The sequence below is a fragment of the Xanthomonas sp. 3075 genome, from assembly GCF_014197275.1.
GTDB classification, from domain to species: domain Bacteria; phylum Pseudomonadota; class Gammaproteobacteria; order Xanthomonadales; family Xanthomonadaceae; genus Xanthomonas; species Xanthomonas campestris_B.
Genome location: NZ_JACIFI010000001.1, coordinates 391017 through 404437, shown reverse-complemented (window position 1 = coordinate 404437; position 13421 = coordinate 391017). Strand labels below are relative to the sequence as shown.

Sequence of the window (13421 nt, the reverse complement as noted above, 5' to 3'; positions counted from 1 at the left end):
ATCGCCGTGGGCGGCGATGCGTTTTGAAGAATGTGGTGGCAAGGCCATGACCGTGCAGGTAACGCCAACGATGACCGGCATTGCGGCAAGCCCGACGCTCAGGGAATCGCCACCGGATACGAACCCAGCACCTTGATCTGCGCCGAGTGCGCTTCCAGTTCGGCCAGCGCCTGCTTCATCGCCTCGTCTTCCACATGGCCGGCCAGGTCGATGAAGAAGCCATACTCCCACTTGGCCTGATGCGAGGGCCGCGACTCGATGCGGTTCATGCTGATGCCATGCCGTGCGAACGGACTGAGCACGTCGAACAATGCGCCCGGCTTGTCGTGGATGAACACCAGCACCGAGGTGCGATCGTGCCCGGAGGTGGGGAAGATCTGCCGGCCGATCACCAGAAAGCGCGTGGTGTTGTCGTCGTCGTCTTCGATCGATTTCATGATGACTTTCTTCAAGCCATACACGTGCGCAGCGCTCTCGCCACCGATCGCTGCGGCATCTTCGGCATTGCGGGCGCGGCGTGCGCCTTCGGCATTGCTGGACACCGCGATCTTTTCGACCTTGGGCAGGTGCGAACGCAACCACCCGGCGGTCTGCGCGAACGATTGCGGATGCGCGTAGATGCGCTCGATGTCGTCCAGCCGGCCGTTGCGCGAGAGCAGGTACTGGTGCACGCGCAGCTCGACTTCGCCGCAGATTTTCAGGTTCGAGGTCAGGAACATGTCCAGCGTGACCTGGATGGTGCCCTGCCCGGAATTTTCCACCGGCACCACGCCGAAGTCGGCATTGCCCGCTTCCACTTCCTGGAACACTTCCTCGATGGTGGCCATCGGCAGGCCGACGGCCGAACGGCCGAAATGTTTGAGCACCGCCTGCTGGCTGAAGGTGCCTTCCGGGCCGAGATAGCCGATCTTCAACGGCTCCTGCTGGGCCAGACATGCCGACATGATTTCGCGGTAGACGTGCACCAGCACTTCATCGCTGAGCGGGCCTTCGTTGCGGTCCACCACCATGCGTAGCACCTGCGCCTCGCGCTCGGGACGGTAGTAATCCACTGCCGCAGCGAGCTTGCCCTTGGCCTTGCCGACCTGATGGGCGAAGTTGGCGCGCTCGGCGATCAGCGCCTGGATGGTGCGGTCGATCTCGTCGATCTTGGCGCGCACGTCGGCCAGCACCGGCGCGGCAACGACCGGCTTGGTCGCGAGCTTGCCTGCAGATTTGGCGGCGGACTTGCCGGCCGACTTCGTCTTGCCGCCAGTGGCGGCAGTGGGCTTGTTGGACTTGGGAGCCATCGCTGGGCATTCCTTGAAAGGTAGCGCATGCGCCTGCGGCACGCGCTACGGTAAATGAAGACTCAGCCGTGACGCTGCTGGAAGTCGTGCATGAAGTCCACCAGCGCCTGCGCGCCTGCCACCGGCATTGCGTTGTAGAGCGAGGCGCGAATGCCGCCGACCGCCTTGTGCCCCTTCAACGCCAGCAGACCGGCCGCCTTGGATTGGCTGACGAACAACGCATCCAGTTGCTCATCGGCCAGGAAGAACGGGATGTTCATGCGCGAACGCACCGCCGGCGTGACCAGGTTGCGATAAAAACCGCCGGAGCCGTCGATCGCGCCGTACACCAGCGCGGCCTTTTCGGCGTTGCGACGGGCGAACGCTTCCACCCCGCCCTGCTCCAGCATCCACTTCACGGTGAGCCCCAGCAGATACCAGTTCCAGGTCGGCGGGGTGTTGAGCATCGAATCGCGGGCGGCATGCGAGGCGTAATTGAAGATATCGGCGCGCGGCTGGCCGGCGCGTTCGAGCAGGTCGCGCCGCACGATCAGCACCGAGATGCCGACCGGACCCAGGTTCTTCTGCGCGCCGGCGTAGATCAGACCGTAGCGCGAGACGTCCAGTGGCTCGGAGGCGATCGAGGAACTGAAATCGGCAAACAACGGCAACGTGCCCACTGCCGGCGTGTCGCGAAATTCGACGCCGTGAATGGTTTCGTTGGCGGTGATGTGCACGTAGGCCGAGTGCGGCGACAGGGTCCAGCTGGCCACCGGCGGAATGTCGATGAACCCGCCGGCCTGTGCATCGACAGCGATGCGTGCGTCCACATACGTCGCCGCCTGCTTGATGGCGGTCTTGCCCCAGTGACCGGTGATCACGTAATCGGCGGCCTGGCCGGGTGCGGCGAAATTCAGCGGCAGCAATGCCTGGATGGTGGTGGCGCCACCGGCGGTGAACAGCACTGCATAGTCGTCGGGAATCGACAACAACGTGCGCAGGTCCGCTTCGGCTGCGGCCGCCACAGCCATGAAATCGGCGCTGCGGTGGCTGATTTCCACGATCGAGGCGCCGACGCCGTTCCACTCGACCATCTCCGCCTGCGCCTGGCGCAGGACCGATTCCGGCAATGTCGCAGGGCCGGCACTGAAATTGAACGCGCGTGTCATGGCACACCTTGTCGAGCTAGCCCTCTAGTATGCCGCAGCGCATCAGCCTTGGCAGCGCCGGCAAACAGTTGCAACTGCATCCTTTCGACCCCTGGGACACGTAAGGGGTATGCCTGGGCCAGAACTTTCACCCCGGTCCGTTAGTCTCACCACGTAGCCACTGTCAGGAGCGAGCCATGTCCCTTCGCGATGCATTGAAGACGCCGTCCAGCGAAATCACCGATGAGTCCGTCTACCGCGACCGACGCCGGCTGCTGCAGCTGTTCGCCCTGACTCCGGCGCTGGGCGTGGCCGGCTGCGCCGAGGCCGACCCGCCGCCCCCGCCCAAGGCCGTGGTGACGCCGGCGCAGGCACGCAGCGGCTTCCGCACCGCCGAGGAACTGACCCGGCTGGAAGACGTCACCAGTTACAACAATTTCTACGAGTTCGGCACCGACAAGACCGACCCGTCCAAGGCCGCTAAGACCTTGAAGCTGTCGCCGTGGTCGGTGAAGGTCGGCGGCGAGTGCGAAAAGCCCGGCAGCCTGTCGCTGGACGAACTGCTGAAAGGCATCACCCCGGAAGAACGCATCTACCGGCTGCGCTGCGTGGAAGGCTGGTCGATGGTGATTCCGTGGACGGGGGTGCCGCTGGGCGAGGTGCTCAAGCGCTTCGCGCCGACCTCCAAGGCCAAGTACGTGGCGTTCACCACGCTGGCCGACCCGCAGCAGATGCCGGGCGTGCGCTACCGCTCGATCAACTGGCCCTACCGCGAAGGCCTGCGCATCGACGAAGCGATGCACCCGCTGACCCTGCTGGCCACCGGCCTGTACGGCAAGCCGCTGCCGCAGCAGAATGGCGCGCCGCTGCGGCTGGTGGTGCCGTGGAAATACGGCTTCAAGAGCATCAAGTCGATCGTGGAGATCCGTTTCGTCGAAAAGATGCCCGAGACCGCATGGCACGACCTGCAACCGTCCGAATACGGCTTCTTTTCCAACGTCAACCCGGCCGTGGACCACCCGCGCTGGAGCCAGAAGACCGAGCGTCGCATCGCCGGTACCGCCAGCAAGCTGTTCGCCGAGCGCATCGCCACCAAGCCGTTCAACGGCTATGCGGATCAGGTCGCCTCGTTGTATGCGGGAATGGATCTGAAAAAGTGGTTCTAGCGCAGCACCTCACGCGTGTATCGAACTGACGTGGAGAAAAGCGCACAGGCACGCGATACGGCCCTTGCACGACGGCCTCATCGTGCATCAGCTTGTTCTTGCAACTCGTGCGCTGGACATACCCCGCGCAGCGTCAGCACTGTTTTCTTCTGCGAGATCGCATGGCCAAGACATCCGCATCCCTGATCGCCGCCAAGACCCTGGTGCATGCCGCCGCGCTAACGCCGATCGCACTGCTCGGCTGGCAGTTCTGGCAGGTCTGGCAAACCGGCAGCGACGCGCTGGGCGCCGACCCGGTCGCCGAGATCGAGCACCGCACCGGGTTGTGGGCACTGCGATTTTTGTTGATCACGTTGACGATCACGCCGCTGCGCCAGCTCACCGGCCAGGCGACGCTGATCCGCTTCCGTCGCATGCTCGGCCTGTACGCCTTCTTCTATGCCAGCGTGCATCTGGCGGCGTATCTGAGCCTGGATCTACGCGGCTTCTGGACGCAGATCTTCGAAGAAATCCTCAAGCGTCCCTACATCACGGTCGGCTTCGCCGCGTGGCTATTGCTGGTGCCGTTGGCGATCACCTCCACCCAGGGATGGATGCGCCGGCTCAAGCGCAACTGGGGCCGCCTGCACATGCTGATCTACCCGATCGGGCTGCTGGCGGTGCTGCACTTCTGGTGGTTGGTGAAATCCGATATCCGCGAACCGGCGCTGTATGCCGGCATTCTCGCCGTGCTGCTGGGGTGGCGGGTCTGGAAGAAACTCAGCGCGCGCCGAACCACAGCAAGGCGCTCAACGCCGCCGCCAGCAGCACCGCGCTGAGCAGCAGCCACGGCCAGCGCGCGACCTTCATCGGCGCACGCGCCGGCTCCGCAGTGGCACGCGGCGTCGGCAACGGCTCCGACTCGGGAAGATCCCAGGTGGTGCCGTGATGGGTGCGCGGCACCTCGACGACAAAGCGGTGGCGGGCATCGAACACCACTTGGTCGCCGGCCTGCAGCCAGCCGTCACGTACTTGCACGCCGTTGATCCAGCTACCGTCCTCCGAGCCGAGATCGCGGATCAGCACCCGCTCGCCGTGACGCTCGAGTCGCGCATGCTGCGCGGCGAACGCCGGGTCGTCGATGACGATGTCCGAGGCTGAGTCGCTGCCAACAAGACGCGCGCGATCCAGCGTGAAGCTGCGACCGTGATGGCGGCCACCCAGCCCGCGCAGCAACAGGCAGACCTCGCTCAGGCTGGCCTGGTCGTCCAGCGCAACCTCTGCCGGCGCGCTCGACGGCGCACTGCGCAACAGCATTTCCACACCGTCGGCATAAATCGCATCGCCCGGCCGCAGCAGCGCCATGCGACGCACCGGGCGGCCGTTGACGTGGATACCGCGGATGCCGTTGGCGACCTGCAGCCACAGCCCGCGTTGGTCCAGGCAGAACTGCGCCAACAGCAACGCGCCCTGCGCATCGGCAACCACCCGCACACTGCCGGAGGCATGGCGGACGATCCGGTGGACGCCGGGCTTGAGGGAATGATCCGGCTGCTGCCGGTGGGTGAAATGAACTTGCAGATCGCGCACCGGCCGCAGCCTAGCAGGTTTGCCTCCTGCAGCGGCCAACAATGTGACCGGTGCCCGCCTGACCGACGCGCGGCGTCGGCCACTCGGTTGTGGCCGGCGACCGGCAGCCGCACTTGGAGCCTGGCCCGCGCATGCGCACAATGCGCGCTCCTTTGGTCTTCCCCATCGAACCCATGCCCAGCATCGATATCCGCCACGACCACTCCTTGACGCCGGCCCAGGCCCGCGCAGCGATCGACGAGGCGGCGCGCAAGTTGACCGATCGCTACGGCATCGCCTCGCATTGGGAAGGCGACACCTTGCGCATTGCACGTTCCGGTGTGGATGGCGCGATCGCGCTGCTGCCGCAGCAAGTGCATGTCACCGCCGAGCTTGGCTTTCTGCTGTCGGCGATGCAGCCGATGGTGGAATCGGAAATTCGCCGCCTGCTGGCCGAAAAACTCGCTTGAGCCCGAAGACCAGTCGGCGCTCCTGTCGGACATCTGCGGGTGGGTGCTTCAGCGCCAAGTCACCCGCTGCGCCCCTGATGGGCGGATGCTTGCAACATGACCTGAGCAGGCCATGTTTCACCTGCCCGATGCAGCATCGGCACTAGGGTGAATGCCACGTCACTTTGGCAACCTACAGGAGCATCGCATGACGACCGGATACGATCAGAACGCTAACCGCGACAATGCGGCCCAGGGCTTTCAGGCACAGGCCGAACAGATTTCGCGCCGGCTTGGCGAATCGGCGCAGACCGTGTGGCTGGCAGGACTCGGCGCGCTAGGTCGGGTGCAGAACGAAGGCGGCAAGTTGTTCGACTCGCTGGTGCGCGAAGGCGCAGCCTATGAGCGCACCGGCCAGCGCAAGGCCGCCGAAAGCGTCGAAGAGCTGCGCGAAGAAGTGGAAACCCAGTTCGGGCAGGCACGCGACACCGCCGTGCGCGGCTGGGACAAGCTGGGCAAGGCCTTCGACGAACGGGTCAAGGGCGTGCTGCGTACGCTCAATATCCCCGAACAGGACGAACTGGAAAACCTGCGCCGCGAGGTGGAGTCGCTCAAGGCCCAGGTACGTGCCAACACCGCCGCCACCAAGCGCGCCAATCGCACCGCCAACCAGGCAGCGCAGGCCACCAGCAGCGATGCGTCCGCCACCGGCTCGCCAGCCGGTGCCAGTTCGACCACCACAAATACCGGTGCGTTCGACAGGGAATAAAAATCCACGCGGAATCAGAGCGGTCAACAACGCAGCACGGGTTGCCAGCTGGTGCGGCCGTCTTGTCCACTCTGGCGTCATGTGGATGGTCCCGAGCTGCGCTGGTCGAGGGCGCGGTGCCCTCACCGCTCGCGGCACACGCCGCAAGTACGTCCCTCTACCTCTAGGCTCCGTGGCGGCATCCATGCCGCCACAGGGTTCCGCAAGCGGCGAGGACACCGCACCAGACAGTTGATCGGCTGCTTTGGTGAAGGCCTGTCTATTAGCCGGCTTGCGTCGACAAGCTGATACGACGCGCCTTTATCCGAACAACGCACCTCGTGCATCGCTAGCACCCATGCACCCATGCACCGACTGTCACGACGAGTCCTTGCCCGCCCACCGTCGCGGGACCTTATGCGGCATGGATGCCGCATAAGAGCCTACGGACGTACTTGCGGCGGGTCCCGCGATGGTGGGCGGGCAAGGGCCCTGCAGCCAAGCCGCAGATCTGTCGCCCGAAGACTGCTGCCAACTCCGGCACTCGCCAGCCGCCGACCGCGGCCGGCGTTAATCAAGACTGCGACATCACGCTGCAGCACGAATAAGGTCGCTCGCATCCATGCAAGACGCGATCGCTCCGTCCTTAACGCACTCTCCACGTTCTTTAACGGTTCCGCGCTGATAGCCGTTGAATGTTGCAAAGCAGCATGCTTTTTTGGACAATCGGGAGTGACCCGCCAGTCCTGTTCCACGAAGTCCGTTTGCTCCCCTCCCCTCACGGCTTCGGACTGGCGGGTCTTTCGCTATCTGGATCACGGCTTGTGATATCTCCATCCGCGATCCATTGACGAATCTTCCGCGAAGGATTCTTCTAGGCACAACGTTTCGTTATACGTGCCATACCTTCGTTTAATGCTCATCCCGTCCTGGATCGTTGTCTTGCTGGCCGCACCGCTGCTCTGGTTGGTGGCGTGCGCTTACCTCTGGCTCGTGCGTCGTCCCGACAATGAACTACATGAGGGCGTACGCGCACTGGCGGATATGCAGTGGCGCGACTTCGCCGCCACGGTGCTACGCGTGTTGCAGGACCAACGCGGCTGGCAGCCGGTGCAGCTACCGCAGGACGGCGTGCCTACCGCCGACTTCATGGTGCACACCAGCCACGGCACCCGCCTGGTGGCCTGCAAACATGGGCGCAGCTATCGCATCGGCGTGGCGGCAGTGAACGAGTTGGGTGCACTGGCACGGCTGGCCGGCGCCAGTGGCGGCGTCATGGTCACCGAAGGCCGTATGGAGCACGAGGGCCTGGCCGCTGCGGAAAAGCAATCGATCGAAGTGCTGGATGGTGCGCGCCTGTGGCCGCTGCTCAAGCCGTATCTGCCGGGCGATATCGAAAGCGCGGTGGTCGGCAAGGCACGTCGCCGCGCGATCCGGCACAGCAGCATCGCCGGTGCTGTACTGACCGTACTGGCACTGGTCGCCGTGCCTGCATTGCATACGCCAGTTGCAGCGCCCGACCCGGTACCGGCGGTGGCGTCCCCGTCCGCATCCCCGGCATCTGTGCGCACCCCGTCTGCTACACCGACGGCGTCGGCTGCTGTCGCCACACCGGCGTCCCCATCGACACCCGCAGCCACGCCGGCACCGGCTGGCGAAGAACCGGATGCGGCGACCATGCAGGCGTATCGGCGCGAAGTTTCCAAAGCGCTCTCACAGACGCCAGGACTGGTGCGTGGCATCTGGATCAGCCAGGCGACCTTGGCGGTGGATCGCAGCATCGACGACAGCGCGGCCTGGCCCTTGATCTGTCGCCACGTGGAACGCTATCCGTACCTGCGCACCGTCCGCGTGCAGCTCAACCCACGTCCGGGCGTGGCCGAACCGGTACGCTGGCGTCAGTGCACGACGATTTGAGCGCAGCGCGGCGGCCGGTTGCGATCCGTTGTCCGGTACGGACTCGTCCTCCTGTATGCGCACTTGCAGTCGTAGTGCGCGGGCGACGTGCCGGCACAGCCTCGCCGGCATCCCGGCAGACAGTGAAACACTCGCTGGGTGATCGCATCCAACGCGTGGCAACCCGCCTCAACGCAGGCCGGGCGCAAACCGCGCCACCAGATCGTAGGACCCGCCCAGAAACAATTGGCGCACGTATGTGACCGGCTGATCGCCGCGCCAGGTGTGGCGATCGATGACCAGACAGGCCGCACCATCGTCTACCTGCAACCGTTCGGCTTGCGCGGCATCCACGCTGACTGCGCTGATGCGGTGTTCGGCACGCGTCCACGGCACGTTGCGCAACAGCCAACTTCCCGGCGCCACGTCGGTGAACGCTTGCAGCAATGCCTCCGGCACCGTGCTGGTGTCGATCACGCGCTGCTCCAGCGCGAACGGCCTGCCGTCTGCCAGGTGCACGCTTTCCAGCGCCAGCACCTTGCCGCTGCTGCCCAGGGCACGTTCCTGAGGTACGCGCTGACGCAGGTTGCGTAGTCGCCGCGACAACAGCGAGAACTGGTACACGTGGCCGCGCGCGGTCATCTCCACTTCGATGTCCGGGATCGACAACGCAACCTGTTCCAGATGCGGATGCGGACGCGCGACAAACGAGCCGGTGCGGCGACGGCGTTCGATCATGCCGGCGTCGGCCAGCAAGCCGAGCACCTTGTTTACGGTCATGCGCGAGCAAGCGTATTGCGCCATCAATTCGTGTTCGGGCGGCACGCGGTGACCCGGCGGCCAGTCCCCACTATGAATGCGTTGTTCCAGATCCTGCCGGATGCGCTGATGCAAGGTGCCTGGCGCGGCGGTGGGGGAAGCGGTCACAGCAGGTCTCCGGTCGGATGCGCATTGTGCGCGCGTCCGCTCATTTGCTCAGCAGTGATTGCAGGACGCCGGCAAAACGCGTGGCGATGCGCGCACGATCGACATGTTGCCCACCGCGCACCACTTGTTGCCCGGCACGCCAGACAGTGCGCACGGCTCTGCCGCGTGCGGCAAATAGCCAGCTATCCAACAACGCATCGTCGCTACGTGCCAGCAATGCCGGATGGGCCGGGTCCAATTCGAGCAGATCGGCCGGCGCACCGACCCGGATCCCGCTCAGTGCACTCCCCAGCGCCTGCGCCGCGCCCTCGCCGGCCTGATCGAACAACCATCGCCCGCTGGAAACCCCACCTTGTGCCAGCACATTGCGCGCCTGTCGCTGCAGACGTTGCCCGTATTCGAGCAGCCGCAGTTCTTCGGCCGCATCGATCAGCACATTCGAATCCGAGCCCACCCCGAAGCGCCCACCCGCCGCAGCAAATGCCTGCATCGGGAACAACCCATCGCCCAGATTCGCCTCGGTGATCGGGCACAACCCGACCACTGCGCCGCTGTCGACGATGGCCTGCAACTCGGTCGCATCCACATGCGTGGCGTGCACCAGGCACCAGCGCGCATCCACCGACGCGTTGGCCTGCAGCCACTGCACCGGACGCTGGCCCGACCAGGCCAGACACGCATCGACCTCGCGCTGCTGCTCGGCGATATGGATGTGGATCGGGCCATCGGTGAGCGGCACCAGCGCAGCCAGTTGCTCCGGTGTGACCGCACGCAGGCTGTGCGGCGCCAGCCCGAGCACTGCATCCGGCAACGCGTCGAGGCTGCGCTGGCAGTCTTCCAGCAACCGCGCGAAGCCGTCGATGCCGTGGATCAAGCGACGCTGCGCTGCGTTCGGCGCCACGCCACCGAAATCCGAATGCGCATAGAACACCGGCAACAGCGTCAGCCCGATACCGGTGGCAGCGGCGGCAGCGGCGATGCGCCCGGACATCTCGCCGGCATGCGCATACGCCACGCCACTGGGACTGTGGTGCAGATAGTGGAATTCGCCGACGCGGGTGAAGCCGCTTTCGAGCATTTCCACATAGGCCTGTTCGGCGATCGCTTGCAGGCTGTCGGGATCGAGCCGGTCGACGAAGCGGTACATCAACTCGCGCCAGCTCCAGAAACTGTCGCCGCTGCGCCCGCCCACTTCGGTCAGTCCGGCCATGCCGCGCTGGAACGCGTGGCTGTGCAGGTTGCCTAGCCCAGGCAGCAGCACCTCGACACGGGTATCGGTGGCGGCGAGCGCGGTATCGGCCTGTACTGCGGCAATGCGCCCGTGCGCCATCGTGATCCGCACGCCACTCGCCCAGCCAGCGGGCAAAAGAGCCCGGGCTGCCCAAATTGCGTGTACCGGTTGGTCTGACACTGGACACCCTCGATCGTCGAATCTATTGTATATACATATCAGACAGTACGAGCCTGCGCCATGCACTGCGACGTCCTCTGGCAGAACGCACAACTGATGACCCTGGATGCCACCGATGGCGGCCTGGGCATCGTGGACGATGGCGTGGTCGCCTGCCAGGACGGCCGCATCGTCTACGCCGGCCCGGCCGCGCAGGCCACCGCGCTGCAGCCAGGCACCGCGCACGACTGCCAGCGCCGCTGGATCAGTCCCGGCTTGATCGATTGCCATACCCACCTTGTCTACGCCGGCAACCGCGCCAACGAATTCGAGCAACGTCTGCGCGGCGCCAGTTATGCCGAGATTGCCGCAGCCGGCGGCGGCATCGTGTCCACGGTGCGCGCCACTCGCGCCGCCGATGACGCAGCGCTGCTGGCGTCCAGCCTGCCGCGCCTGGACGCCATGCTCGCCGAAGGCGTGACCACGCTGGAAATCAAATCCGGCTACGGGCTGACGCTGGAGGACGAAATCAAGCAGCTGCGCGTGGCCAGCCAGCTCGCCGCACTGCGCAAGGTCGAAGTGGTGCCGACCTTCCTCGGCGCGCACGCGGTGCCACCGGGCAGCGACGCGCAGACCTATATCGACGAGGTCTGCACGCAGATGATGCCGGCGATCGCCGCGCAAGGTCTTGCCGAGGCGGTGGACGTGTTCTGCGAGCATCTGGCGTTCTCGCCCGCGCAGGCCGAGCAGGTCTTCATCGCCGCGCAGGCACACGGCTTGAACATCAAGATCCATGCCGAACAACTGAGCAATCAGCACGGCGCGCAACTGGCCGCGCGCTATGGCGCACTGTCGGCCGATCACATCGAATATCTGGACCAGGCCGGCATCCTCGCGATGGCCAGCGCCGGCACGGTGGCGGTGCTGTTGCCGGGCGCGTTCTATTTCACCCGCGATACCCAGGTGCCGCCGATCGCCGCGTTGCGCGCTGCCGGCGTGCCGCTGGCCCTGGCGACCGACTGCAACCCAGGCACCTCGCCGCTGACCAGCCCGCTGCTGGCGATGAACATGGCCGCCACGTTGTTCCGCATGACCGTGGACGAGTGCATCGCCGGTTTCACCCGCGAGGCCGCGCGCGCGCTTGGGCGCAGCGAGCGGCTTGGCCGGCTGCGCGCGGGCATGGACTGCGATCTGGCGATCTGGGACATCGACGCGCCGGCCGACCTGGTCTATCGCATGGGCTTCAACCCTCTCCATGCCCGCGTCTGGCGCGGGCATTCCTGCTGAAACCGGAGTCGTCATGAGTGCATCCGTTGTCCTGCAGCCCGGCCAGGTCACCCTGGCGCAGTGGCGTACGCTGTATCGCGGCGCCGAGGTCGTCCTGGACGACGCCTGCGCGGCGGCTGTCTTGCGCAGCGCGCAAACGGTGGACGCGATCGTTGCGCGCGGCGAGCCGGTCTATGGCGTCAATACCGGCTTCGGCAAGCTGGCCAGCGTGCGCATCGAGCGCGAGGACCTGCAAACCCTGCAGCGCAATATCGTGCTCTCGCACGCGGCCGGCGTCGGCGATCCCACGCCGGTGCCGGTGGTGCGCCTGATGATGGCGCTCAAGCTCACCAGCCTGGCCCAAGGCGCTTCCGGTGTGCAGCCGCAAACGCTGGCGTTGCTGGAGGCGATGCTGCAGCGTGGCATCACGCCGGTGGTGCCATGCCAGGGCTCGGTCGGCGCCTCGGGCGATCTGGCGCCGTTGTCGCATCTGGCTGCAGTGATGATCGGCGTTGGCGAAGCCTTCGTCGGCGAGCAACGTTTACCCGCCGCCGACGCACTCGCGCAGGCGCAACTACAGCCGCGCGTGCTGGGCGCGAAGGAAGGCCTGGCGCTGCTCAACGGCACCCAGTTTTCCACCGCCTGCGCATTGGCCGGCCTGTTCGAGATCGAAACCGTGTTGCAGGCCGCACTGGTGACGGGTGCGCTGTCGGTGGAAGCGGCCAAGGGCTCGGATACCCCGTTCGATGCGCGCATCCATGCGTTGCGCGGCCAACCGGGGCAAATCGCGGTCGCCGCAGCGCTGCGCGATCTGATGGCCGATTCGAGCATTCGCGAATCGCACCGGCTTGGCGATGTGCGCGTGCAGGATCCGTATTGCCTGCGTTGCCAGCCGCAGGTGATGGGTGCCGCGCTGGACATCATGCGCCAGGCCGCACGCACCTTGCAGATCGAGGCCAATGGCGTCTCCGATAACCCGCTGGTCTTCAGCGACACCGGCGAGGCCTTGTCGGGTGGTAACTTCCACGCCGAACCGGTCGCGTTTGCGGCCGACATGCTGGCGATGGCGGTCTGCGAAATCGGCTCGATCAGCGAACGCCGCACCGCGATGCTGGTGGATCCCGCATTGTCGGGCCTGCCGGCCTTTCTCACCCCGCGCCCAGGCTTGAATTCGGGCTTCATGATTCCGCAGGTGACCGCTGCGGCGCTGGTGTCGGAGAACAAACAACGCGCATATCCGGCCAGTGTCGATTCGATTCCGACCTCGGCCAATCAGGAAGATCACGTGTCGATGGCAGCGCACGGCGCACGGCGCTTGCTGGCGATGACCGAGAACGCCGCGCACGTGATCGGCATTGAACTGCTGGCGGCCGTGCAAGGCTGCGATTTCCATGCTCCGCTGCGCTCCAGCGCCGCGCTGGAAGCTGCACGCGCATTGCTGCGCGCACAGGTGCCGACCTTGCAGGACGATCGCTATTTCCATCCCGACATGCTGGCGGCCAGCACGTTGGTGCGCTCGGGTGCACTCGCGCAGGCGGTCGCCATGGCGTTGCCAGGTGTGGAGCAGCACGCATGAGTTGGCAGGCTGACGGCACGCAATCGCGCCATCAAAACG

12 protein-coding genes are annotated in these 13421 nt (G+C 65.6%); 7 read left to right on the top strand and 5 right to left on the bottom strand.

Features of this window, described 5'->3' with window-relative positions; genetic code table 11:
• Window positions 1-98: 98 nt before the first annotated feature.
• Window positions 99-1289: a prephenate dehydratase gene (gene pheA / locus GGR62_RS01810; protein WP_184406274.1), complete on the bottom strand. Its 1191-nt coding sequence runs from the start codon at window positions 1287-1289 to the stop codon at window positions 99-101.
• A gap of 62 nt (window positions 1290-1351) precedes the next feature.
• Window positions 1352-2437, bottom strand: a complete 1086-nt coding sequence (serC, locus tag GGR62_RS01805; protein ID WP_184406272.1) for a 3-phosphoserine/phosphohydroxythreonine transaminase — start codon at window positions 2435-2437, stop codon at window positions 1352-1354.
• A gap of 176 nt (window positions 2438-2613) precedes the next feature.
• On the opposite strand from serC, the gene msrP reads away from it, so the two are divergent.
• Together msrP and msrQ are read left to right on the top strand one after the other, a co-directional pair.
• Window positions 2614-3582, top strand: a complete 969-nt coding sequence (msrP, locus tag GGR62_RS01800; RefSeq protein WP_184406270.1) for a protein-methionine-sulfoxide reductase catalytic subunit MsrP — start codon at window positions 2614-2616, stop codon at window positions 3580-3582.
• Window positions 3583-3743: 161 nt separating this feature from the next.
• The gene (gene msrQ / locus GGR62_RS01795; protein ID WP_184406269.1) at window positions 3744-4400 is read left to right on the top strand and encodes a protein-methionine-sulfoxide reductase heme-binding subunit MsrQ; all 657 of its coding nucleotides are present in this window, start codon (window positions 3744-3746) and stop codon (window positions 4398-4400) included.
• Here msrQ and GGR62_RS01790 read toward each other — a convergent pair.
• Window positions 4342-5151: an FHA domain-containing protein gene (locus GGR62_RS01790; protein ID WP_184406268.1), complete on the bottom strand. Its 810-nt coding sequence runs from the start codon at window positions 5149-5151 to the stop codon at window positions 4342-4344. The genes msrQ and GGR62_RS01790 overlap by 59 nt on opposite strands.
• 173 nt (window positions 5152-5324) lie before the next feature.
• Between GGR62_RS01790 and GGR62_RS01785 the strand changes: the two genes are divergently transcribed.
• The 3 genes from GGR62_RS01785 to GGR62_RS01775 all read left to right on the top strand — a co-directional run bounded on the left by GGR62_RS01785 (window position 5325) and on the right by GGR62_RS01775 (window position 8244).
• Window positions 5325-5600, top strand: a complete 276-nt coding sequence (locus GGR62_RS01785) for a polyhydroxyalkanoic acid system family protein (RefSeq protein WP_184406324.1) — start codon at window positions 5325-5327, stop codon at window positions 5598-5600.
• Window positions 5601-5787: 187 nt separating this feature from the next.
• Complete coding sequence (locus tag GGR62_RS01780) at window positions 5788-6348, top strand: phasin family protein (RefSeq protein WP_184406267.1); 561 nt, start codon at window positions 5788-5790, stop codon at window positions 6346-6348.
• Between the two features lie 894 nt (window positions 6349-7242).
• Window positions 7243-8244 carry a restriction endonuclease gene (locus GGR62_RS01775; RefSeq protein WP_184406266.1) on the top strand — a complete coding sequence of 334 codons (1002 nt, stop codon included), beginning with the start codon at window positions 7243-7245 and terminating at the stop codon, window positions 8242-8244.
• 168 nt (window positions 8245-8412) lie between these two features.
• Here GGR62_RS01775 and hutC read toward each other — a convergent pair whose 3' ends face one another.
• Together hutC and GGR62_RS01765 are read right to left on the bottom strand one after the other, a co-directional pair.
• The gene (gene hutC, locus GGR62_RS01770; RefSeq protein ID WP_184406264.1) at window positions 8413-9150 is read right to left on the bottom strand and encodes a histidine utilization repressor; all 738 of its coding nucleotides are present in this window, start codon (window positions 9148-9150) and stop codon (window positions 8413-8415) included.
• 40 nt (window positions 9151-9190) lie between these two features.
• Complete coding sequence (locus GGR62_RS01765) at window positions 9191-10561, bottom strand: formimidoylglutamate deiminase (protein WP_184406262.1); 1371 nt, start codon at window positions 10559-10561, stop codon at window positions 9191-9193.
• A 60-nt stretch (window positions 10562-10621) separates the two neighbouring features.
• Here GGR62_RS01765 and hutI point away from each other — a divergent pair, with 60 nt between their 5' ends.
• Window positions 10622-11827, top strand: a complete 1206-nt coding sequence (hutI, locus tag GGR62_RS01760) for an imidazolonepropionase (RefSeq protein WP_184406260.1) — start codon at window positions 10622-10624, stop codon at window positions 11825-11827.
• Window positions 11828-11840: 13 nt separating this feature from the next.
• Entirely contained in the window at window positions 11841-13382 is a 1542-nt protein-coding gene (gene hutH, locus GGR62_RS01755; protein ID WP_184406259.1) for a histidine ammonia-lyase, read from the top strand.
• Window positions 13383-13421 lie beyond the last annotated feature (39 nt).

Bases quoted from the DNA above. Each gene is read 5' to 3' on its own strand.
- GGR62_RS01780 (WP_184406267.1), top strand. From the start codon at position 5,788: ATGACGACCGGATACGATCAGAACGCTAACCGCGACAATGCGGCCCAG.
- hutI (WP_184406260.1), top strand. From the start codon at position 10,622: ATGCACTGCGACGTCCTCTGGCAGAACGCACAACTGATGACCCTGGAT.
- pheA (WP_184406274.1), bottom strand. From the start codon at position 1,289: ATGGCTCCCAAGTCCAACAAGCCCACTGCCGCCACTGGCGGCAAGACG.
- msrP (WP_184406270.1), top strand. From the start codon at position 2,614: ATGTCCCTTCGCGATGCATTGAAGACGCCGTCCAGCGAAATCACCGAT.
- GGR62_RS01785 (WP_184406324.1), top strand. From the start codon at position 5,325: ATGCCCAGCATCGATATCCGCCACGACCACTCCTTGACGCCGGCCCAG.
- hutH (WP_184406259.1), top strand. From the start codon at position 11,841: ATGAGTGCATCCGTTGTCCTGCAGCCCGGCCAGGTCACCCTGGCGCAG.
- msrQ (WP_184406269.1), top strand. From the start codon at position 3,744: ATGGCCAAGACATCCGCATCCCTGATCGCCGCCAAGACCCTGGTGCAT.
- GGR62_RS01775 (WP_184406266.1), top strand. From the start codon at position 7,243: ATGCTCATCCCGTCCTGGATCGTTGTCTTGCTGGCCGCACCGCTGCTC.
- serC (WP_184406272.1), bottom strand. From the start codon at position 2,437: ATGACACGCGCGTTCAATTTCAGTGCCGGCCCTGCGACATTGCCGGAA.